This window comes from Demequina sp. NBRC 110051, from assembly GCF_002090055.1.
Taxonomy (GTDB): Bacteria; Actinomycetota; Actinomycetes; order Actinomycetales; family Demequinaceae; genus Demequina.
The window spans coordinates 24,856-46,101 of the sequence record NZ_BBRH01000007.1; the positions used below are offsets into that span (position 1 = coordinate 24,856).

A 21,246-nucleotide genomic window follows, 5' to 3' on the forward strand; every position below is an offset into this window, starting at 1 on the left:
TTGCCCCTGTCGTGTCGTGCGCATCCACCTCGGTGCGATAGGAGCCACGCTAACCCAATGAGTGCCGTCATGTGCAGCGACAAACCTGCACTTACCTGGCAGGTCGCTCCGGCTATCGCCCCGGGTGGCGTCCCACATAGGGCGCGCCGAGAAAGCTACCCCCCGCAACTCGACCACGCACGGCGATGCGACCAGGTGCTGCCACAGATGGCACGTGGCAACCCCCCGAAGCGGGCGCGACAGCGAAGGCGGGCCCGCCTCTCGTGCTGTGCACACACGCGCAGGTCCGGAAAATCCCACCTCAGGGTCCTGCCTGGACCGGCGCACTGCCTTATGGGACGCTGGCGCCATGACGACCGTTGCCCGCACTCTTCTGGTTGCCCTGGTGAGCGCCCTGGCATTGACGGGGTGCATTCGCGTCGAGATGAACGTCACCCTGAACGACGACGACACCATCAGCGGCGACATGCTGATGGCGGTGCAAAGCGGCTCGGGCGAACTCCTCGGCGTCACCGACGACGAACTCATCGACCAGTTGTTCGGCGACATCGACCGCAGCTTCCCCGAGGGGGAGGCTACGGGCTTCGCCGAGGACGACTACGTCGGCAAGCGCGTGACCTTCGATAACCAGCCGTTCTCTGCACTCGATTTCGACAGCGACGAACTGTCGGTCATTCGTGACGGCGATGAGTACGTCGTGGAAGGCGCGCTGGCCGTCAGCGACCAGGCCGGCGACCTTGGAGACCTCCCCGCGGACGCGAGGATGACCCTAGCGCTCACGTTCCCTGGCGAGGTGAGCGAGACCAACGGCGAACTCGACGACTCAGGCCGCACGGTGACGTGGGACCTGATCAATGGCCCTGAGACCATCGAGGCCCGCGGCGCAGCGACCGCCGACGACTCGTTCCCGTGGTGGATAGCGCTCGGGGTGGGCCTGGTGCTGGGGGTCGCCGCAGGCGTCGTCCTCGTGGTCGTCACGCGCCGCCGTTCCGGCTCCCAGGAGCGGTCCGCCGGCCAGCCAGCGCAAGACCCCACAGAAACGCCCCTGCCCTCGGAGCCCACGGCATTCGACGACGCCACGCAGCCTGGGGGCGACGACGGCCCCGACCCACGGTGAGCGCCTCGTCTGCCCGATCCGTCGCGGCGGTCCTGGCGGCCGCGCTCGCCCTCGCGGGCTGCGTTCGCGCGACCGCCGACACGACGATCAACGCGGACGACACCTTCAGCCAGCACACGGTTGTTGCCTACAGCGACTCGGTAGCAAGTCAGATCACTGACTATCTTGGCGTCGACGTGAACGACCTCCTCGGCAACGTGGGCGACTCCGACGACTTCCAGGATTTCTCCGACCGCTTCCCCGGCCAGGTCACGCTCGACCCCTACGTCAGCGGCGACCTTGAGGGCATCGAGCTCACGCTCACCGACATTCCCCTCGACGACTTCAGCGAGGCCTCGACGCAGGCACTCGCGAGCGTCGAGGCCAGCGCGACCCTCGAGCGCGATGACGACACCTTCGTGGTGGACATCCGCCGCGGGGGTGATGATGCCCTCGCGCTCCTGGGTGCGGGCCAGACCAACCTCGAGTTCGCCCAGGCCGCGGTCGACGTCCAGGCCACGTTCACCTTCCCCGGCCTGGTCCAGGAGGCCCCCGCCGGCGCGATCGAGGGCCACACGGTGACCCTGGGCCTCGCCGATCTTGCCACCACGCCGCACATCAGGATCGTGGCCGAGGCCAGCGACGCCATCGACTGGGGGCCCATCCTGCTGTGGGCGGGCATCATCGCTGCTCTCGCCGTGATCGTCGGCGGCGCCGCCTGGCTCATCGTCGACGACCGCAAGAAGTCCCGCGTCACCCACCTTCCGGCACCGCGCGTCAGCGACGAGTGAGACGATGGGGCACGTGCTTGCCCCCTATCGCTCGATCCTGACCCGCCCAGGTGCCTCGGCCTTCGCCTTCTCCGGCCTCCTGGCGCGCGTGCCGATGGCGATGTTCAACATCTCCTTCATCCTCATGGTGCAGATCGAGTACGGCAGCTACGAGATGGCCGGGCGTGTCGCCGCGATCGGCATCCTGTGCTGGGCGTTCCAGACGGTCCCCACCAGCCGGCTTGCCGACAGGATCGGCCAACGCGCCGCGATGATCCCGCTCGCCACGCTGCATGTGATCGGAGCCGTCATCGGAGTCTGGGCGGCGGTCAACGGGGAGCCGGAGTGGGTGTTGTGGGTCGCCGTCATCCTCGCGTCGTTCCAGGGACCGCTGGGCTCGCTCACGCGTGCCCGCTGGTCGCACATGCTCGACTCCGACGAGGACATCCACACCGCCTTCGCGCTCGAGGGCGCCCTCGACGAGGTGTTGTTCATCTCCGGTCCGGCGCTCGCCACCATCCTGGCCACGACGGTGTGGCCCGGTGCGGGCATCGTCGTCTCGACCACGGCCATGATCCTGGGCCTGACCGTGCTGCTGTCCCAGACCTCCACGCAGCCGCCGCCGCGCAACGACGCGGGCAGTGCGAGCCTGGGTCTCAGGATTCCCCCGTCTATCGTCGCTGCAGCGGTGCTATCGCTCGGCATCGGCACCATGTTCGGGTCGATCGACATCTCCTTCGTCGCCTTTGCGGAGGAGGCGGGCCACAAGGGGTGGTCGGGGCTCGCGCTCGGCGTGGTCGCCTTCGGCTCGTTCACCGGCGGGCTGCTCTACGGGACGCGCCACTGGCGCACGCCACTGTGGAAGCGCCTCATCATCGGGTGCGCGATCCTCACCGTCGGCATGATCGCGCTCGCCTTCTCGGTGAACATGCTCATGCTCGCAATCGTGGGCTTCTTCGCCGGTATCGCCATCGCCCCTACGCTGACCAACTGCGACACCGTGGTCCAGCGCGTCGTGAACCGTGACCAGATCACTGAGGGGATGGGGTGGCTGCGCATCGGCCAGGGCGTCGGTGTGAGCGTGGGCGCCTGGGTGGGCGGCTACCTGGTCGACGCAAGCGACGCTCAGGCGGGTCTCATGCTCTCGGCGGGCGCGGCGATCGTCATGCTCGGCATCGCGCTGATCACCGCGCCGATCATCCGGCGCGGCACCGAGCGACCGGGACCCCTGCAGGCGCTTCCCGACGCACCGCCGCCGTCCATGCACGCGGGCGACGGTTGGATCGACGGCCCCCCGGTGCCCCCGAACACCTGACGCGCCGTTCCTCGCGTCAGCAGCCGCACACCTGCTCGGTGGACGCAGCAGGGGTCGCCTGCCCATACTCGACGTCGACCGCATTCGGCAGGCGTTCGAGCTCGGGTCGATCGAGGGACGGGTCGGCCGCGAACACGAGCGGCTCCGGGGGTGAGGGCAACTCGGCAGCGGACTGCGCGCCGTCGACCTCGAAGGCGACGGTCATGCCGTCCACCCACCACGGCGCCATCCAGGTCGCCCCGGCACCCTCCGACACCGGATACACGCTCGCGGCATCCGCGGTGAGGTCGTACACCACCACATCGCTGGGCCGCGGCGCAAAGCCCTCACCGTCCGTCGCCACCGTCAACACCACCCGCGAGCCGGTCGAGTCCAGGGGTGACACGGTCATACCAGGAGCCTGCTCGGGGACCCGCGCCGCGGGAGCGTCGTCCCACGTCGCGGCCTTCTCCCACTGCCCCCCGGACCACCGATAGAAGCCGGCCCCGTTGTCATTCGAGGCGAACCACAGCTCCGCGCCCCCGGCATCGGCCGCCACAAACCTCTCCGCGCCGGCAGGCGAGCCCCCGATCGAGAACTCGACCTCCTCGATCTTGCCCGTCTCGAGGTCGTAGCGAGCGCCGGCATCACGTGACCACAGCCGCACCGACCTCGCGTCTTCGTCCCACGAGACCACCCGCGTGTCTTCCCACCACTGCTCGGGAAGCTCTGCGACCTCGAAATACACGCCGTCGGGACTATGCAGGTACAGCACCGCGGGCGGCAGCTGCTTCGCGCCGTCGAGGTAGGAGATATCGGCGAGGGCCGATGCGACACCCACCCCCCAGCCGGGGCCCACCTCGTCCCACATCGCGTCTTCCCACAGGTAGGCCTCGGGATAGGTCACCTCGCCGGCGATCGAGTCGCGCGACGGGGCGGGAGCGAAGGTGGCATCTTCCCCCTGCGGATCTTCCGCCGGCGTCGCAGGCCCGCCCGACGGCTCGGTCGACGGCTCGGTCGACGGCTCCGCCGACGGGGTGGGTGAGCCGGCGATCGGCAGCGCCGGCTCGCGCACCCCGCTGCCCGCCAAGCCCCACGCTCCCACGCCGACCGCGGCGACGGCAGCAACGGCGGCGGTCGCCGTCACCGAAGCCTGTGCCGCCCGGCGCCGGCGCACGCGGCGCGCCACACGCGCGCCGACCGGTGCGGTGGCCTGCCGCACGTCGGCCGCCTCGCGCGCGAACTCGGCGCGCATCATCTCGTCCCACGCATCCATCACGCCTCCCTCCTCACAACCCACGCACTCTCACGCGGGGGAACCGGCCCGCCCTCATGAGGGGGCTCGCCGAGCGCGACCGCAAGCTTCGCGAGGCCGTCGTGCACGTACCGCTTAACGCTCCCCGTCGCGAGCCCCACGGCATCGGCCGTTTCCTCGACGGACAGATGCTCGAGGTAGCGCAGCACCACACACACCCGCTCGCGCGGCGTCAGCGCGGCTAGGGCCCGCGCCACATCGGTGCGGTGCTCGACCAGCACGGCGGGCCCCGCGCCGGTGTCGTCCTCCGCCACGCCTATCCGCCGCAAGGCCTTGCGCTCGGTAAGGCGCCGGCGTCCGCGGTCGATCGCGCGAGAGGCGATCACCCGTCGCGTGTACGCCTCGGCCGCGCCCGCATCGGCAAACGACCGGCGCCGCGAGAAGGTCTCGACGAGCGCGTCCTGCACCAGGTCCTCGGCGTTGGCCGGGTCGCCCGTTGCCATGCGCGCGAATGCGACCAGTGACCCGTACCTCCTGGTCATCAGCTCCTCGAGCTGCGGCCCCCACCGCCTCATGCGTGTTCCCCCTTGTGGTTCCTACCCCTCAAGCGCATGGGCACCGGAAAAGGTTGGGGTCATCGTGGCACGCGCGCCGCCGGGCGCTCGGCCGGGCGCGCCGCCCTGGTCGGCCACGGCATCGGCCGTCTGTGACGCGGGTCACCAAGCGCCGACAGCGGGTCGGGACCTAGTGCCCATAGACGAGCCACAAAGGCCGCCTAATCTCGTAGATGTCGTCAGGTGACACAGGGGTCACCGACAAAAATGTGGCTCAGGCGACCATCCGGGGACTAGGTCGCCTGAGCCCACTTTTTCCGGCGACCGGCGCCTCCCGCCCCTCCCCCCGAGGCGCCGGTCACCGGATATTTTTTTGCCCGCCTAGGCTCAGCCCATGGACCAATACGTGGCGAACGCGGTGCTCGTGATGGCGGCCACCGCCGCGCTCATCCCGCTCGCGATGCTGCCGATCCTCGGCCACACCGTGCGCTACTACGGGCGCCTGCGCGGCTGGCCCATGATCGCGGCGCTGGGCCTGATGGGCTCGGCCGTGGCGCTCGCCGTCTTCACGATCCTTCCGCTGCCCAGTGCGGAGGACCTCGCCTGCACGGTGGATATCCCCTGGCAGCTCGACCCCGGCGCGAGCCTGGCGCAAATCATCGACCTCTACGAGGCGAGGGGCGCGCGCGGGCTGCTGGGCACCTTCACCTTCTGGCAGTTCACCGCCAACATCGCCCTGTTCGTGCCCTTCGGGTTCTTCCTGCACCAGGCAAGCCGCTGGCCGGGGATCGCGGTCATCGCGGTGGGCGCGAGCGCCTCGATGCTGATCGAACTGTCGCAGGGCACAGGGTTCTTTGGCATCTTTCCGTGCCCGTATCGCGTGTTCGACGTCGACGACCTCATCGCCAACACTGCAGGGGCGATCCTGGGCCTCATCGCCTCGTACATCGCGATCGGCCTGTTCCCCTTCACTCGGCCCCCGCGCGAGCCCGACCTCGCCGCCCCCGGCCGCATTCGGCGTGGCGTGGCGGGGACAGCCGACCTCGCGATCGGCCTGGGCGCGATGGTGGCCATCGAGGGCGGCCAGGCGATCCTCACCGTCCTCGCTGACGGCTACACCAGCCCCGAGCCCGTCGACATCAGCCCCGAGGTCGACATGGCCGTGCGCATCGGCGTCGCGGCCGTGCTGGGCCTCGCCGTCCCGCTGATCAGGCGCGACCGCGCGACGCTGGGCCAGGCGCTCATGAACATCGCACCCGTCCGGGTGGACCGCGGCATGGAGCCTCCCGCGCGGTGGTCGGCCCTGGTGCGCGCCGTGATCCGCTGGGTGCCATGGGTGCTCTCGCCCACCCTCGTGGGGCCGCTCGTCGCGATGGCGGAGATTGCCGCGAGCGTGGTCAGGCGCGATCGCCGCTCGCTCGCGGCCCTCGCGTCGCTGACCCGCACGCGATCGGTGCCGTCCATCCGCGCCGACCGCTACACCGCAAGCGCCGAGACCACCGTCATGGACCCCCTCGAGTAGCCACTAGCCTGACGCGCATGAATGCACGCATCGCGATCGTCACGACGGTCGACCTGGAGATTCCGGACGCGGACGAGCAGCTGCTGCTGCCCCACCTGCCCGAGGCGGAGCTGGTGGGCTGGGACGACCCCTCCGTGGACTGGTCGGCCTACGACGTCGCGATCCTGCGCTCCACGTGGAACTACACCGAGCGCCTGGACGAGTTCCTCGGCTGGGCCACGCGCGTGTCCGCGCTCACGCGGCTCGTGAACCCGCTCGAGACGGTCGTGTGGAACACCGACAAGCGTTATCTTGACGACCTCGCCGCCCGCGGCATCCCGGTGGTACCGACCATTTTCGTGGCTTCCGGCGAGGAGGCGACGGCCGATGCCGTGGCCGGCTCGGTGGTCGTCAAGCCCTCTGTAGGCGCCGGCTCCGCAGGAGCCGGGCTCTTCCACGACGACCCCGCCGCCGCGAGCGCTCACCTCGCCTCGCTGCACGCCGACGGTCGCGTGGCGATGATCCAGCCCTACCTGTCGCAGGTCGACACCGACGGCGAGACCGCGCTGATCTACCTGGGCGGACACTTCTCGCACGCCGCGCGCAAGGCCGCGATCCTGTCGCGCGGCATGAGCTGGTCCACGGGGCTGTATGCCGACGAGAAGATCACGCCGTGCGAGCCGACCCCAGCCGAACGTGAGCTTGCCGACCGGGTGGTAGCGACGCTGCCCGAGGGGCTCGCCTACGCACGCGTGGACCTGCTACCCAGCGATGACGGCCCCGTGCTCCTCGAGCTCGAGCTCACCGAACCGAGCCTGTTCCTGGGCATGGATGCCGGGGCGCCTGCGCGGGCCGCCGCGGTGTTCCGCGGACTGCTGGGCTGACGCCGAGACTGACGCGGCTACCGCGCCTGGGCCGGCTGGCCGGTAAAGAGGTCCAGCAGGTACTCCGTGCCGCCGCAGTCGGCCACAATGCGGTCGCCCTCGAAGGTGCCCTTGCGTGGCCCGTCGAGGGGCCTGCAGCCCGGCGCCGGTGAGTCGAAGGGCACGTTGTCGTTGGAGTCGTCCTCGAGGTCGTGAACGATCCAGATCTCGTCCTCGATCTGATTCGACGTGGGATCGCGGTAGACGCCGTGATAGACGGCACGCATGCCCGCCGGATCGATCCACGCCTCGAGGCCCTCGCCGGGCGAGAAGCCCTGACGCACCGCCGTCGCGATGCGTTCGTCCACCAGCGAGTCGACGAACTCCTCACCGTCGCGCCAGAACACGCCTGTCGAGTAGCCGCCCTCGTCGTAGCCTCCCCACAGGTCGAGCCCGTCCGGCTGGGTGCCGATCACCTCGACGTTGCCGATGCCCTCGTCCATCTCGTTCGCATCGGGGACCGCGCCGCCGGCCCACGTGGGGTTCGACTCGCCGGTAGGCATCTCGAGAGCCGTGACCTGCGCGAGGCCTGGGCGTCCGCCGCGACGCATCCACGCAACATCCGTCACCGGGTCCCAGTCGACGACGGTCATGCGGTAGTCATTGCGCAGCTCGTCGGTCACGAGGAACAGATCACTCGTGGGACTGACGAGCACCAGCGACTGGCGGTCGGCCAGGGAGTCCGTGCCGTCGCCCTCTCCCTCGCGGATGACCGTGACGTGCCACGTGTCGTCGTTGACGTCCCACAGCCAATCGGCCATCTCTCTTATCGGTGGGGAGTCCTCGGAGGCGGGCTCGATGAGCGGTGGCAGCTCCTCGCCCGCGGCCTCGAGCCACGACGAATCCTCACCAGACGCGACGGCGTCGGGCGAGATGCTGGCGGCCGCCTCACTGCCCTGATCGTCCGACGGCAGGAAGCCGAACTCGGTGAGCGCCCAGTACGCGCCAAAGGCAGCGCCCGCAAGGATGATCACGGTCAGCAGTGCTCCCACGGGAACGCGTCCCTCGTCATCGTCCCAGCGCATGTCTCGCAGACTAGACGCCCACGAGAGGTGGGTGGGGGCGGCGCACCGGGGCCCGGTGGGCCGTGCATCCCGACGTGGCGGTACGGCGAGCGTGCCCGGCGAGTGGCGCGTCCCGCACGCCACTTGCGCGCGAGCCCGCCGTCCGATTGAGTGGCCCCTATGCCCGTGCCTTCTACCGAGACAACTGTGTCCGATCCGCTGTCCACGCTGAGCCTCACTGAACTGCGTGAACGCACCAGCGCGAAGTGGCGTCGCTACGACCCGGACGTGCTGCCGCTGTGGGTCGCGGAGATGGACGTGGAGCTCGCGGCACCCATCCGTGAGGTGCTCGAGCGGGCCGTCGCGACGGGAGACATGGGCTACGCCTCCGGCACGGCGTACACCGAAGCGCTGTCCTCATTTGCGTCGCGCCGATGGGGCTGGGAGGCCTCGCCCGGCCAGATGACCACCGTCGCGGACGTCATCACCGGCTACACCGACATCCTGTGCCTGCTCACGGAGCCCGGCGGCCAGATCGTCGTCAACCCTCCGGTGTATCCGCCGTTCTATTCGTACCTCAAGGCCGCCGGCCGGCGCATCGCCGAGGCTCCCCTGGGCGTGGACATGCGCCTGGACCTCGCCGCGCTCGAGGAGACCTTCCGCGAGGTCACCGCGGGCGGTGCTCCCGCGGCCTACCTCCTGTGCAACCCGCACAACCCGGGCGGCACGGCCCACACGCGCGGCGAACTCGAGGGCGTCGCCGCTCTCGCGGAGCGCTACGGCGTGCGCGTGGTCTCCGATGAGATCCACGCGCCCCTGTTCTACGCGGGCGAAACCTTTGTGCCCTACCTCTCCGTCGCGGGTGCCGAGCGAGGCTTCTCCGTCATGGCGGCCTCCAAGGCATGGAACCTCGCGGGCATCCCCGCCGCGATCATCATCGCCGGCACCAAGGCCGCCGACGAGCTCGCCGCCTACGGCAACTCCGCCCACCACGGACCCACGCACTTCGGCACGCTCGCGCAGACGGCCGCATACAACGACGGCGAGCCGTGGCTCGACGCGCTGCTGCCCAGCCTCGATCGCAATCGCCACCTGCTGGCCACCCTGCTCGAGGAGCACCTGCCCGGCGTGCGCTACACCCTGCCCCAGGCGACCTACCTCACGTGGATCGATTGCACCGCTCTCGACCTGGGTCACGATCCCGCGCAGCACTTCCTGGAGCACGCCCGCGTGGCGCTGAACTCGGGCCTCACCTTCGGCACGGGCGGGTCGGGGCACGTGCGCCTCAACATCGCCACTCACCCGGACGTCCTCACGGAGGCCGTGCGGCGCATGGGCGCCTCGACCCACCGCGGCTAGCCGGCGCGTACGTCAGTCATGCCCTGCGGCAATAGCTGCACGCCACGCGTATCTCAGCGCTGCCACACCAGGGTGTAGCGCCACAGCAGCTTCTTCGCGAACTCGCTGGTGGGCATCAGCGCCGCGGCGGTATCCCGCACGGCGGAATAGGTCTGCGGCGTGGGCCACACGCACGGCGAGCCGTGGTCCCAGTAGCCGCGGAACAGCTTGTGGCCCTTGTCCACCACGGACGCCGCCATCTCCCGCGGGATGTCGACCACGCCGCCCTTGGCCATGCCGACCACCAACAGCACTCCCCCGGGCGCCACGAGCTCGCGCAGCCGTGTGAGCCCCTCGACCAGGTCCATGTGGTGCAGCGACGCGTTCGCGACCACCACGTCGTAGGGCCCGGCGGGCAGCGCATCGGTGAGGGCGTCTCCCTCGATGTAGGTGATCGAGTCCTCGCCCTGCGCGCGGGCGCGACGGATCGATTCGGCGTCCTCGTCGATCGCCGTCACCGCGAGGCCGCGCTCCGCGAGACGCCGTGCCATGAATCCCTCGCCGCAACCCACATCGACGGCCGTCGCCGCGCCCTCGGGGATGCGCTCCAGCAGGGCCTCGCCGTAGTGGATGTTGTAGTTCCAGCGCTTGGCGTCGGGCTTGTCGTCGTCGCTCATGGCCCTATCGTGCCAGCCTTGCGACAGGCCGATGCCGTGGCTAGCCATGCGAGAATGCCGCGGTGAGTATGAGGACGGGCAGGCGGCTGGGTCGCGCCGCCGTCGCGGCGACGGTCGCGACGGGCGTGGCGCTCGGCTCCCACGTCCTGGGCGGAGGCGCGATGCCGTCGGCTCCCGGCGTCCTCGTGCCTCTCGCCCTGTCCTTCGCCGTGTGCGTCCAACTCGCCGGCCGCCCGGTGTCCTGGTGGCGCACCGGACTCGGCGTGACCGCGAGCCAGGCGCTATTCCACACGCTATTCGTGGTGGGTGCGGGAGGCGTGACCGTCGCGGGCGACGCACACGCCCACCACCTCGACGCGGGCACCCTGACCGTCGCCGCGGATGCGCATGGCGCCCACGGCGGCGGCGTGATGAGCGTCGCCCACCTGGTCGCCGCCGTCGTGACGACCGCCGTACTCCTGCGGCTCGACTGGGCGCTGGCGCGCGCGGGTGCCGCGCTCGACGCCCTCGTGGCGGCACTCGTGCGCGACATCGCGCCACTGTCCGCCGCCGTCCCCGCCGCACCGCGCACCGCACCCATCTCCCCCATCGCCGCGCTTAGTCCGCTCGTCCTGGCCAGCGGACGCGGCCTGCGAGGCCCTCCCGTCAGGTGAGATATCCCGCCCACCCGGCGGGCGCATCGGCCATTTCTCTTGATGGCCTTCTTACCGTTACCCCGGGGCGGTTGCCCCTGACTGGAGTCACCCATGAACGCTGTCCGTACCCCCGCGCGCCTTGGCGCGCTCGCCGCCGTCGCGGCCCTCACCCTGTCCGCCTGCGCGTCCGCCGACGAGCCCGGCGAGATCACCGTCACCGACCCCTGGGTCAAGACCGCCGAGTCCGGCATGACCGCGGCCTTCGGCGAACTCACCAACGGCACGGACGAGACCGTGGTGCTGGTCGCCGCCGCGAGCGCCGTGTCGACCGAGATCCAACTCCACGAGACGCTGTCCGACGAGTCCGGAGGCATGTCGATGAGCGAGAAGGAGGGCGGGTTCGCGATCGCCCCGGGCGAGACTCTCACGCTCGAACCCGGCGGCAACCACCTCATGCTCATGGGCGTCACCGAACCCATCGAGGCCGGCGACATCGTCGATGTCACGCTGACGTTCGAGGACGGCTCGACCGTGGACGTCACCGCCGATGCGAAGGACTACATGGGAGCGCAGGAGTCGTATGCGCCCGGGGCCGAGATGGAGATGGGTTCCTGATGTCCTCGGACGCGACTGACCTCGGTCGCGGCCTCAGCCGGCGGCGGTTCCTCTTCGGAGGCGCCGCCGTGGGCGCGGGTGCGGCCGTCGCGCTCGGGGTGGACCGGGCGCTGCCGCCGTCGCGTGCGGCTGAGCTGGACGCGGCGGGCCTCAACGGCGCTCGCACGGTGGCGTTCCACGGCGCCCACCAATGCGGGATCGATACCCCCATCGCCGCCCATGCGACCTACCTGGGCCTCGGCCTGCGCGACGGCGTGGATCGCGAGGACCTGGCACGCATGATGCGGGTCCTGACGGACGACGCCGAGCGCCTGATGGCCGGCGAGGGTGCGCTCGCCGACACCGAACCCGAACTCGCGACGGTGCCCGCCGCCCTCACGGTGACCTTCGGGTTTGGGCCACAGCTGGTGCGGCGGGCGGCCGGATCCTCCGCCGTGCCGGCGTGGTTGGGTCCCCTACCCGCCTTCGGGATCGACGCGCTCGAAGAGCAGTGGTCGGGCGGCGACCTGCTGATTGTGGTGAGTTCCGATGACGCGGTCACGGTCGCCCATGCGGTGCGGATGCTCCTGAAGGATTCGCGCTCCTTCGCGTCCTTGGCCTGGCGCCAAGACGGCTTCCGGCGCGCGTATGGGTCCGAGGTGTCCGGCACCACGATGCGTAACCTGTTCGGCCAGGTCGACGGCACCACCAATCCCGAGCCGGGAACGGCGGAGTTCGACCAGGTCGTGTGGGCCACGGGCTCGGGCGACACCGCGTGGCTGACCGGGGGCACGTCGCTGGTGCTGCGCCGCATCCGCATGAACCTCGACACGTGGGATGAGGTCGACCCGACCGCACGGTCCTTCGCCGTGGGACGGCGCATTGCCGACGGCGCGCCGCTCACCGGCTCGCGCGAGTCCGACCCGCCGGACTTCGAGGCCACTACCGCCGCGGGCAACACGGTCATCTCGCCCGTGGCGCACATCGCGCGGTCGCGACCGGTCGACTCACGCGAGGTGATCTTCCGGCGCGGCTACAACTACGACGTGGCGCCCTCCGGTGAGGGCGTGTCCGAGACGGGGCTGCTGTTCGCGTCCTTCCAGGCGGACGTCGACGCGCAGTTCACCCCCATCCAACGGCGGCTCGACCAGGCGGACCTGCTCAACACGTGGACCACGCCCATCGGCTCCGCAGTGTTCGCGATTCCTCCCGGATGCGCGCCCGGCGGGTTCGTGGGAGACACGCTGCTGGCGTGAGGCTCCCCCGTGCCGCCGGGCGCGCAAGCGGTCACGGCAAGGTCACGAACACGCCGCGTGACTTGCCGTGACCGCGCACAGCGGGTCTACCGTGAAGAGCATGACCATGATGGCGACCCCGGATGCGGAGGTCGAGGTCGATGAGGGGATCGTGCGAGCGCTGCTCGCAGACCAACATCCGGACCTCGCCTCGCTCCCCCTTGGCGTGCGCGTCGAGGGCTGGGACAACGTCACCATCCGCCTGGGCGACACGCTCGCGGTGCGCATGCCGCGTCGCGCGGTGGGCGCCGAGATCGCTCAGACCGAGTGGGAGTGGCTGCCACGCATCGGCGCGCAGTGGACCTTCCCCGCACCGGTCGCGCGCAGGCTCGGCGAGCCGGGCCGCGGCTATCCGTGGCGCTGGTCCGTGGTGCCGTGGATCGACGGCACGGTGGTCTACGAGGCCGCGCTGAGCGTCGAGGGCGCCAGGGATCTGGGCCGCGCCCTGGCGCAGGTGCACGTGCCCGCACCCGACGACGCCCCCGTGAACCCCTTCCGCTCCATCACGCTCGGCGAGCGAGCCGAGGTGTTTGGCGACCGCATCGGCCATCTCGAGGCCGAGGGCGTCATCGCCGACGGCCCGCGCCTCAGGGCCGCCTTCACCGCGGCCGCCCACACCCAACCGGGCCCGCGCACGTGGGCCCACCTCGACGTGCATGGGCGCAACGTGCTGAGCCGCAAGGGCCGCCTGGCCGGCATCCTCGACTGGGGCGACGCCGCGGCGGGGTCGCCGCTGACGGACCTGGGCCAGGCCGCCGTCCTCGTCGGCGCCGACCAGGTGGGGCCCATGCTGGACGCCTACCTGTGGACATGCGAGCCCGCGGTCGCCCGCTATGTGTCCTCCTCCGCCGGACAGCGGGTCATCCGTGCCGAGGCGCTGCATCATGCGGCCACCCTCGCGTGCATGGATGAGGAGCACTTCCACGAGGCGGGGCATGCCGCCCTCGCCTCGCTGCGCCAGTCCCTGCGGTAGGACTCACGCGCGCGCGGCGCTCGCGATCCGCTTGGCCCTCCTCGCGTCGCGGCGCAGCTGCGCCTCGCGCGCATCCGGCGCCGTGGTGAGAAGGTCCACGACCGCCTGCTCGAGCGCCGCCTGAATGGCGGCGTCGCGGTCTCCAGGCGACAGCGACTCCCCGTGCTCGCCGAGGGCGTCGACCACGGGCTCGATCGTCATCCCGTCCTCCCACAGGTCCACCACGCGCGGGTCGACATATGAGGCCCGCGCCACCGCGGGGGTGTTCCCCAACTGCGCGGCCACCTCGCGCATGACCGAGGCGACCACGCGCCCCCGGGCGGTCGGCGATAAGTCGCCCGCCGCATCGGCCATTGCCAAGGCCTGGGCGGCGATGACCGTGCCGTGCCACGTGCGGAAGTCTTTCGCCGTGGCATCGGGCTGCACGACCATCTGGATGTAGCCGTTGATGTCGTCGCTGACGAGGTCGCGCCAGCGCACGGGATCGGTCGAGACGCGGTAGGCGAGCAGCTCCGGCGCGTCACCCGAGCGGCGCTTCAAGGTCGTGATCGCGGCCGCGACCTGCGCGTCGCGGACCACCACATGGCGGTCCTTGCCGGACTTCGCGACGTAGTCGAACACCACCTCGTCGCCGCTCACACGGGCGTGCTCACGCAGCACGGTGGCGAGGCCATACGAGCCGTTGTCGGCGGCGTAGCCCTCGCCGCCGATGCGGAACAGGCCCCGGTCCAGCAGCCGGAAAGCGACCCCGAGCACGTGCTCGCGGGACAGGTCGCCGCGGGACGCATCGGCATCGGCCACCGCCCTCGCGGCCGGCAGGCCCGCCGCCACCTCGAGCACCCGCGCATGCTTGGCGCGATCCCTGCGCTCACGCCACGCGGGGTGGTAGAGGTACTGGCGCCGGCCGGCCTCGTCGGTGCCGAGCGCCTGAAGGTGGCCGCGCTCGTGGGGGCAGATCCACACGTCGGTCCACGCTGGCGGGATGGCGAGGGCGGCGATCCGCTCGCGAGTCTCGCGATCGCTGATGGTCGCGCCGCCCGCGTCGCGGTACGTCCAGCCGCGACCGCTGCGACGACGGGTGATGCCCGGCTCGGAGGGACGGGACCTGGTGAGTCGGGGCATGGCTCACAGTAAGCCCGTGCGTGCGTCCCCGTCGCGACACGCCCCACGCAGGACTAGCGTGGGTTTATGGAGACCACGTTCGCGCCGCTGGAGACCGAGCGGCTGGTGCTACGCCCGATGACCATGGACGACGCCGACGACCTCGCCGAGCGTCGATCCGACACCACGACCGCCCAGTACCAGGCATGGCGCGCCCCGTACTCCGTGGACCGGGCACGCGAACTCATCGCGTCGATGGAGGACCAGCCCGGCCCGCTGCCGGGCACCTGGTACCAGCTCGCGGTCGAGCGCAAGCGCGACGGCAAGGTCCTCGGCGACGTCGCCCTGTACCTCTCGGGCAACGGGCGCACGGCCGAGGTGGGCTTCACGCTGCACCCCTGGGCGCGCGGGCACCACTACGCGACCGAGGCGACAGCACGCCTGGTCGACTACGCCGTCTTCGACATGGGCGTGCACCGCATCGAGGCGAGCACTCATCCGCACAACATCGCGTCCGTGCGCGTCCTGGAGCGCATCGGCTTCCTCGCCGAGGGCATCCGACGCGAGGCGTACTGGGTCGAGGACGAGGTCTCCGACGACGCCATTTACGGCCTTCTCGCGCGCGAGTGGATCGCGCGGCGCGAGGGCGACTAGGGAGCGACCGCTAGCCTGACAGCCATGCCGACGTATGCGGACTCCGATCCGCTCTACATCCCGGACGAGATGGTCAGGGCGCTGGTCGACGAGCAGTTCCCGTGGCTGGCGGACCGCGAGTTGGGCCGGCGCTACAAGCTCGAAGATCACTTCACCCTGCGCATCGGCGACGACTACGGCGTGCAGATGTCGCGACTGCCGGGCTACGACGACCTCTTCGCGCGCGTCACCGACGTCATCGCGCCGCACTCGGCGGGCTGGAGTTTCCCCGCGTCGCAGCCCATCCACACCGGTCGACCCGGCCACGGCTATCCCTGGCATTGGGTGGTGGTGCCGTGGATCTCCGCCTCGACCGCCGCCTTCGTGCCCCTCCACGCACCCGCCGCGCGTGAGGTGGGCGCCGCGCTCAGCGAGATTCACCAACCCGCACCGGCCGATGCGCCCGTCAACCCCCGTACCGGGGTGGGCCTGGCCGCGTGGCGGCGAGAATTCGAGGACATGCTCACCTTCGCGGTCGCGCACGGCGCTCCCGAAAACCGGGAGCTCGACGCCGACGGCGTGCGCGCGATCTTCGAGCGCGGCTGCGCCGCCGCCGTCGACGTGGCCCCCACCTGGACCCACGGTCGGCTCGAGCCGCGCGCCGTGATGTCGGACCAAGGAGCGTTCGCGGGACTGCTGCTGTGGGCCAACTTCGGCGCCGGCGACCCGGCCCAGGACATCGGCTTCATCGGCACGGTGCTGGGCGAGGAGATGCGCGAGGACTTCTTCGCCGCGTATGGCGAGGTCTCCGGGGCCACCGTCGACCGCGCTCTCGCCTACCTGGTTTATGCGGCGCTGCGCTACATCGAGGTGGACGATCCCTTCCTCATGCGCATGGCGTGGGAACGCCTCATCGAACTGGGAGTGGTGCACGAGGCCTAGCGCGGGCGCACGGGTGGCAGGATGGGCCGCATGGACATCTACGAGACTCCCCTGCCGGGCATCGGTGTCCGGTATGAGTTCCAGGCGGACAGCGGCGACCACGTCGGCGTCGTGGTGCGCCGCGACGGCAAACGTGACTTCGCGCTGTACGACCGCGAGGACCCCGACTCGTGCCGTGGCACAGTCGAGCTGTCCGAGGCGGACTCCGCCGCCCTGGTCGAGCTGCTGGGTGGCACCTCGATCACCTCGCGGCTCGAGGGCCTGCGTCACCAGATCGAGGGCCTCGCGATCGAGTGGGTCACCATGCCCCGCCACGGCGGCCTCACCGGACGCACCATCGCCGACGGCCGCATCCGCACCGAGACCAGCGCCTCGATCGTCGCCGTGATCCGCGGCGAGGATGGCAACCCCGGCCCTGGACCCGACTTCCTGCTCGAGGCGGGAGACACCGTGCTGGTCATGGGCTCCGACGCCGCCGTCCGCAAGGCCACCGCGATTCTCGTCGGCTAAGCGACCATGATCCCGCTGCCCCTCGAGGTGCTCCCCGAGCCGGAGGCGAGTCATGCCGGCCAGGTGCTCATCGAACTGGGCATCATCCTGCTGGTCCTCGCCGGCCTGGGGCGCCTTGCGGCGCGCATCGGCATCCCCTCCATCCCGCTGTACCTGCTCGCGGGCGTCCTCATGGGGGACGGAGGCCTGGTCCCCATCTCCGCCGGTGAGGACTTCCTCGAGGTGGGCGCGGAGATCGGCGTGGTCCTGCTCCTGCTGCTGCTGGGGCTCGAATACTCGCCACAGGACCTGCGCAACGGACTTAAATCGAACTGGGTCGCGGGGCTCGTGGACGGACTCGCGAACGGCATCCCCGGCTTCGCGGTGGGCCTCATGCTGGGGTGGTCACCCACCGCGTCGCTGCTGCTGGCCGGCGTGACTTACATTTCCTCCTCGGGCATCATCGCCCGCCTGCTCGACGAGTTCGACCGCGTCGCCAACCGCGAGACCCCCGTCTTGCTGTCGATCCTCGTGATGGAGGACCTGGTGATGGCGGTGTTCCTGCCCATCACCGGCGTGCTGCTGGTGGGCGCGACGCTCGCCCAGGGAGCACTCGCGGCGGCCATCGCGCTCGGGCTCGTGTTCACGGCGTTCGTCGTCTCCCTGCGGTTCTCGGACCGCATCTCCCGCCTGGTGCATTCGCGCTCGCGCGAGCTGTTGCTGCTCACGGTCCTGGGGCTGACGTTCCTGGTCGCCGGGTTGGCCGATGCCGTCCAGGTCTCCGCGGCCGTGGGCGCCTTCCTCTTGGGGCTGACCCTGTCGGGCCAGGTGGCGGATGATGTGCGCGGGCTGCTGCCGCCGCTGCGCGACGTGTTCGGCGGGCTGTTCTTCGTGTTTTTCGGCCTCACGATCGACCCGCGCGACCTCATCCCCGTGCTGCTACCGGCGCTGGGGCTGGCGCTCGTGACCGCCGTGACCAAGATCGGTACGGGAGTGTTCGCGGCCAGGCGCAACGGCATCGGCCCCAAGGGCCAGTGGCGTACGGGTCTGTCGCTGATCCCGCGCGGCGAGTTTTCGATCGTCATCGCCGGGCTGGGAGTGACGGCCGGAGCCGAATCGCAGCTGGGACCGGTGGCGGCCGCCTACGTGCTAATTCTCGCGATCGTCGGCTCGCTCGCCATGCGTTTTGCCGACCGCATCCCGTCGCCGTTCAAGGGCACGGCGGTGCGCGCACAGACGGGTACGCGGCGGGTCGTGTCACCCCGCGAACCCGTGTAGCGCAGCATCCCCTCGGGCGTGCGACGATATCCCTATCGCCGTCCCCACCCAGGACCAGCAGCGCACCTGCCCCTCGCTCAAGGACTTCCTTCCGTCTTGCGAGGTCGCCGTGCCGCGTCACCCCCTCACCCTTCCCTGGCGGCGTTCGAGTGCCGCGACGCCCCCGCTCGCGGTCGAGCATGTGGGCCCCCTCACCGAGGACGACATTGCCGAAGTGGCTCAGGTGGTGGCCGATGCCGCGAGCGCCTTGGCATCCCCCTCACCTTCGCCCCGCTCACCCCGGCGCGGGTCCGCTCACCACACCGCCGCAGGCACGGGCGAGCGCCTCGCCTAGGCGCTGGTGGTGGTCGGTCAGCGTGCCCGGCCCCCCTGTCGCCTCGGCAAATGCCACGAGGTCCTCGTGGTCGGGAACGGGCCCGTCAACGATGACGCCCGCGAGCGCGGCCGCCTGGTCGAGGGCCGCGATCGCCGTGCCGGCGTCCTCCTCCTGAAAGCCCGTGACCTCCACGAATTGGGTCTCGGCGAGCGCCGCCCGGTAGGCGGTGTGATCGAAGACGAAGGCCTCCTCGCGGAGCGCCTCGATGCCCTGCGGGGTGGTGAGCAGCGAGAGCTTGGTGAGCCCCGTCGCCAGGGTGTCGAGGAGCTCGGCGTCGATGTCGGCACAGCCCGCGGGAGCCGCGGGGCCCTCGCCGCCCGCCTCCTCGAGCACGGGGATGTTGCCGCGCGAGCAGCCCGCGATCAGGGCGGCACCCAGCCCCACGGCCCACGCCGTCGTCACTGCCGCTGCCACCCGCCTCATGCTCGACCGTAACCCCGGGTGAGCCGGGGACGCGAGGCGGCCACGGCATCGGCCATCCTGACGCGGAGCGTGCGGGCACAATAGGGTCATGATCCGGCCCGCAACGCTTGCCGATGCCCCCCGCATCGCGCAGATCTACAACCCCTATGTCACCGACACCGTCATCACGTTCGAGACGGAAACCGTCACCGCATCCGACATCAAGGCGCGCATGAAGTCGGTGTGGGACAAGGACCTGCCGTACCTGGTGATCGAGGATGCCGGACAGGTCATGGGGTTCGCGTATGCGGCGCCGTATCGCCCCAAGGCGGCGTACCTGCACAGCGTCGAGACCACCATCTATCTCGATCCCGCAGGGGCCGGCCGAGGGCTTGGCGGGCGGCTCTACCGCGCGCTCATCGTCGCGCTGCGGGCCTCGCACGCGCACACCGCGATCTCCCTCATCGCGCTGCCCAACGAGGCCTCCGTCGCGCTGCAACTCGCGACAGGTTGGCGCGAGGTGGGGGTGCTGAAGGAGGCGGGCCAGAAGCTGGGCCGGTGGATCGACGTGGGGTACTTCCAACTCGACGTGTCCTGATCTGCCAGGCACGACCCATCCGCTCCGGTTGCACACCGCATGTGATATGCGCCACAATCGGTGTGTTCGGGCGCCGCTGAGGGGTGCGCCCGCCGTGGTGTCGAGGGGGCTAACTGGTGGGTGTGCTGGCGCGCGTGCTGAGAGCGCGGTGGGTGCGGGGCGCTCGTGACCAGGGCATGACTCTGCCCGAGCTTCTCGTGGTCATGGCGATCGTGGCCATCTTGGTGGCGGTCGCGCTGCCGCTGTTCTTGAACCAGCAGGCGAAGGCGTATGACTCGACAGTGCAGTCGGATCTGGCAAACGTCGCCATCGCCGTGCGCACGCACGTGGACGAGTCGCACACCTTGCCTACGCTGGCCCCGTCAGCCGACGGCTACGAGGTGGACGGCGATCGCGTCGCGACCTCACCGGGCGTGGTGCTGAGCGCAATCTCGGGCAGCGCCGACTCGTACTGCTTCACGGCGAGCCACCCGAATGGGAACGTCGCGAGCAACCCGGGCTACCGCTACACCGTGACGGGCGGCGTGGAAGAGGGCGGGTGCCCGTAGGCGCCCGTTCGAGTCGCTGGAAGGCAGTGTCAGTAGCGGTCGTTACGCTAAAAGCACCACATCAGGAGGTGAACAACATGGTGAACATCACTGCGACTCGCAACGAGATTCAAGACATGCTCACAGCCCAGGCCAAACGGTACGGCTATAGCCTCGACGAGGTGCGCGCCATGGCACGTTCCGGCACCCTCACTGAGCCGGAACTCCGTGATCTGTGGCTGATCTGGGGCGACGTCCCGCTCGCCTACGTACAGCGTTCGTGAACACCGGTCACCCACTCTCGCGTACGTTTGCGGCGGAGCTGGAAGCATTTCTGGCGGCAGCGTTGCCTCGCCCGCTCGAGTTGGCAGTCGTCGAGGGCGACGATGGGATTCGGGTAGGTGGCGCATGGGACGCAGGAGCGAGGAAATTCCTGCCTCTGCCACTCGACGAGACCGCGACATCGTTGCTCCTGCGGGTGGAGTTCAAGCTCGCGGACGACCCGTCGGGAGACTTCTTTCGTGTGCTGAACTCCACCTTTGGACTCCTGATCCCGGTCGAGAAGGGCGGAAAGGCCAAAGACCCCGTTCCCTTGGTCCGCGTCGAGTTCGAAAGGGGACAAGTTCCTCCCGCGCACATCCACTTCCACACCTCCTCGCAAACGTTGGGATGGGTCTACGGGCGAGCAGGCGGCGCTTACCGTCGAGCCGAGGACCTTCACTTCCCCATTGGCTCCCAGCGCTTTCGCCCCACCATCGAAGAGTTCCTCCTCTTTCTCGACCAAGAACGTCTGTTCCGCGGCTGGTGCACCGACACCGACTGGCGTGCACAAGCGCGGCGCCGCATGGCCCAGTACGAGCGGCGGCAGGCGATCGCGATGGTCGCGCATTACCCCGACGACATCGCAGGGGAACTTCGCCGACTAGGTTGGACCGTCGCGTCGCCTAGCGACTGAGCCTCAACGCCCGGCAGGACAGACACTCTGTCCAGC

General features: G+C 70.2%; 24 protein-coding genes. 18 read left to right on the forward strand and 6 right to left on the reverse strand.

The features are described 5' to 3' along the window. Positions 1 to 349 precede the first annotated feature (349 nt). Genes B7K20_RS01675 through B7K20_RS01685 form a run of 3 tightly spaced genes read left to right on the forward strand, consistent with a single transcriptional unit; the run spans position 350 to position 3,181 of the window. A complete protein-coding gene (locus tag B7K20_RS01675; RefSeq protein ID WP_084099792.1) occupies positions 350 to 1,117 on the forward strand; it encodes a hypothetical protein in 768 nt (255 codons plus the stop codon). Beyond that, positions 1,114 to 1,887 carry a hypothetical protein gene (locus tag B7K20_RS01680; protein WP_084099793.1) on the forward strand — a complete coding sequence of 258 codons (774 nt, stop codon included), beginning with the start codon at positions 1,114 to 1,116 and terminating at the stop codon, positions 1,885 to 1,887. The genes B7K20_RS01675 and B7K20_RS01680 overlap by 4 nt, the downstream gene beginning before the upstream one ends. A 4-nt stretch (positions 1,888 to 1,891) precedes the next feature. Further along, entirely contained in the window at positions 1,892 to 3,181 is a 1,290-nt protein-coding gene (locus B7K20_RS01685; protein ID WP_084099794.1) for an MFS transporter, read from the forward strand. A 16-nt stretch (positions 3,182 to 3,197) separates the two neighbouring features. Here B7K20_RS01685 and B7K20_RS01690 read toward each other — a convergent pair whose 3' ends face one another. Continuing rightward, positions 3,198 to 4,439, reverse strand: a complete 1,242-nt coding sequence (locus B7K20_RS01690; RefSeq protein ID WP_144018469.1) for a hypothetical protein — start codon at positions 4,437 to 4,439, stop codon at positions 3,198 to 3,200. Then, positions 4,436 to 4,990 carry a sigma-70 family RNA polymerase sigma factor gene (locus tag B7K20_RS01695; RefSeq protein ID WP_084099796.1) on the reverse strand — a complete coding sequence of 185 codons (555 nt, stop codon included), beginning with the start codon at positions 4,988 to 4,990 and terminating at the stop codon, positions 4,436 to 4,438. Before B7K20_RS01695 ends, B7K20_RS01690 begins: the two co-directional genes overlap by 4 nt. Positions 4,991 to 5,363: 373 nt before the next feature. On the opposite strand from B7K20_RS01695, the gene B7K20_RS01700 reads away from it, so the two are divergent. After that, on the forward strand, positions 5,364 to 6,491 hold the full coding sequence (locus B7K20_RS01700) for a VanZ family protein (protein WP_084099797.1): 1,128 nt from the start codon (positions 5,364 to 5,366) through the stop codon (positions 6,489 to 6,491). A gap of 17 nt (positions 6,492 to 6,508) precedes the next feature. Further along, the gene (locus tag B7K20_RS01705) at positions 6,509 to 7,354 is read left to right on the forward strand and encodes a RimK family alpha-L-glutamate ligase (protein ID WP_084099798.1); all 846 of its coding nucleotides are present in this window, start codon (positions 6,509 to 6,511) and stop codon (positions 7,352 to 7,354) included. Between the two features lie 17 nt (positions 7,355 to 7,371). Here the strand turns inward: B7K20_RS01705 and B7K20_RS01710 are convergent, their stop codons facing one another. Then, positions 7,372 to 8,418 carry a hypothetical protein gene (locus B7K20_RS01710; RefSeq protein ID WP_084099799.1) on the reverse strand — a complete coding sequence of 349 codons (1,047 nt, stop codon included), beginning with the start codon at positions 8,416 to 8,418 and terminating at the stop codon, positions 7,372 to 7,374. A gap of 186 nt (positions 8,419 to 8,604) precedes the next feature. On the opposite strand from B7K20_RS01710, the gene B7K20_RS01715 reads away from it, so the two are divergent. Next, complete coding sequence (locus B7K20_RS01715) at positions 8,605 to 9,756, forward strand: MalY/PatB family protein (RefSeq protein WP_234985665.1); 1,152 nt, start codon at positions 8,605 to 8,607, stop codon at positions 9,754 to 9,756. 53 nt (positions 9,757 to 9,809) lie between these two features. Here B7K20_RS01715 and B7K20_RS01720 read toward each other — a convergent pair whose 3' ends face one another. Further along, a complete protein-coding gene (locus B7K20_RS01720; RefSeq protein ID WP_159449293.1) occupies positions 9,810 to 10,412 on the reverse strand; it encodes a bifunctional 2-polyprenyl-6-hydroxyphenol methylase/3-demethylubiquinol 3-O-methyltransferase UbiG in 603 nt (200 codons plus the stop codon). 62 nt (positions 10,413 to 10,474) lie between these two features. Between B7K20_RS01720 and B7K20_RS01725 the strand changes: the two genes are divergently transcribed. The 4 genes from B7K20_RS01725 (at position 10,475) to B7K20_RS01740 (ending at position 13,909) form a co-directional block, all read left to right on the forward strand. Beyond that, positions 10,475 to 11,065 carry a hypothetical protein gene (locus B7K20_RS01725; protein WP_144018470.1) on the forward strand — a complete coding sequence of 197 codons (591 nt, stop codon included), beginning with the start codon at positions 10,475 to 10,477 and terminating at the stop codon, positions 11,063 to 11,065. A gap of 93 nt (positions 11,066 to 11,158) precedes the next feature. Continuing rightward, positions 11,159 to 11,662: a copper chaperone PCu(A)C gene (locus B7K20_RS01730; RefSeq protein ID WP_084099803.1), complete on the forward strand. Its 504-nt coding sequence runs from the start codon at positions 11,159 to 11,161 to the stop codon at positions 11,660 to 11,662. Then, positions 11,662 to 12,897 (forward strand): Dyp-type peroxidase, encoded by a 1,236-nt coding sequence (locus tag B7K20_RS01735; RefSeq protein WP_084099804.1) that lies wholly within the window; start codon positions 11,662 to 11,664, stop codon positions 12,895 to 12,897. Before B7K20_RS01730 ends, B7K20_RS01735 begins: the two co-directional genes overlap by 1 nt. Before the next feature lie 100 nt (positions 12,898 to 12,997). After that, positions 12,998 to 13,909 carry a phosphotransferase gene (locus B7K20_RS01740; protein ID WP_084099805.1) on the forward strand — a complete coding sequence of 304 codons (912 nt, stop codon included), beginning with the start codon at positions 12,998 to 13,000 and terminating at the stop codon, positions 13,907 to 13,909. A gap of 3 nt (positions 13,910 to 13,912) precedes the next feature. Here the strand turns inward: B7K20_RS01740 and B7K20_RS01745 are convergent, their stop codons facing one another. After that, the gene (locus tag B7K20_RS01745; RefSeq protein ID WP_084099806.1) at positions 13,913 to 15,031 is read right to left on the reverse strand and encodes a DNA topoisomerase IB; all 1,119 of its coding nucleotides are present in this window, start codon (positions 15,029 to 15,031) and stop codon (positions 13,913 to 13,915) included. Positions 15,032 to 15,097: 66 nt separating this feature from the next. Here B7K20_RS01745 and B7K20_RS01750 point away from each other — a divergent pair, with 66 nt between their 5' ends. Genes B7K20_RS01750 through B7K20_RS01765 form a run of 4 tightly spaced genes read left to right on the forward strand, consistent with a single transcriptional unit; the run spans position 15,098 to position 18,352 of the window. Then, on the forward strand, positions 15,098 to 15,664 hold the full coding sequence (locus tag B7K20_RS01750; protein ID WP_084099807.1) for a GNAT family N-acetyltransferase: 567 nt from the start codon (positions 15,098 to 15,100) through the stop codon (positions 15,662 to 15,664). Between the two features lie 24 nt (positions 15,665 to 15,688). After that, positions 15,689 to 16,585 (forward strand): phosphotransferase, encoded by an 897-nt coding sequence (locus B7K20_RS01755; RefSeq protein ID WP_084099808.1) that lies wholly within the window; start codon positions 15,689 to 15,691, stop codon positions 16,583 to 16,585. Positions 16,586 to 16,615: 30 nt separating this feature from the next. After that, positions 16,616 to 17,095 (forward strand): cation:proton antiporter regulatory subunit, encoded by a 480-nt coding sequence (locus B7K20_RS01760; protein WP_159449294.1) that lies wholly within the window; start codon positions 16,616 to 16,618, stop codon positions 17,093 to 17,095. Positions 17,096 to 17,101: 6 nt separating this feature from the next. Next, positions 17,102 to 18,352 (forward strand): cation:proton antiporter, encoded by a 1,251-nt coding sequence (locus B7K20_RS01765; protein WP_084099810.1) that lies wholly within the window; start codon positions 17,102 to 17,104, stop codon positions 18,350 to 18,352. A gap of 274 nt (positions 18,353 to 18,626) precedes the next feature. Here the strand turns inward: B7K20_RS01765 and B7K20_RS01770 are convergent, their stop codons facing one another. Further along, positions 18,627 to 19,151: a hypothetical protein gene (locus B7K20_RS01770; protein ID WP_144018471.1), complete on the reverse strand. Its 525-nt coding sequence runs from the start codon at positions 19,149 to 19,151 to the stop codon at positions 18,627 to 18,629. Positions 19,152 to 19,239: 88 nt separating this feature from the next. Here B7K20_RS01770 and B7K20_RS01775 point away from each other — a divergent pair, with 88 nt between their 5' ends. From B7K20_RS01775 to B7K20_RS01790, 4 genes are all read left to right on the forward strand, one after another. Then, the gene (locus B7K20_RS01775) at positions 19,240 to 19,728 is read left to right on the forward strand and encodes a GNAT family N-acetyltransferase (RefSeq protein WP_084099812.1); all 489 of its coding nucleotides are present in this window, start codon (positions 19,240 to 19,242) and stop codon (positions 19,726 to 19,728) included. 152 nt (positions 19,729 to 19,880) lie between these two features. Further along, positions 19,881 to 20,276, forward strand: a complete 396-nt coding sequence (locus B7K20_RS01780; RefSeq protein WP_255372754.1) for a type IV pilin protein — start codon at positions 19,881 to 19,883, stop codon at positions 20,274 to 20,276. Between the two features lie 77 nt (positions 20,277 to 20,353). Beyond that, positions 20,354 to 20,539, forward strand: coding sequence for a hypothetical protein (locus B7K20_RS01785; RefSeq protein WP_144018473.1), 186 nt, complete (start codon positions 20,354 to 20,356; stop codon positions 20,537 to 20,539). Beyond that, positions 20,536 to 21,210, forward strand: coding sequence for a hypothetical protein (locus B7K20_RS01790; protein WP_084099815.1), 675 nt, complete (start codon positions 20,536 to 20,538; stop codon positions 21,208 to 21,210). The genes B7K20_RS01785 and B7K20_RS01790 overlap by 4 nt, the downstream gene beginning before the upstream one ends. Positions 21,211 to 21,246: the final 36 nt, after the last annotated feature.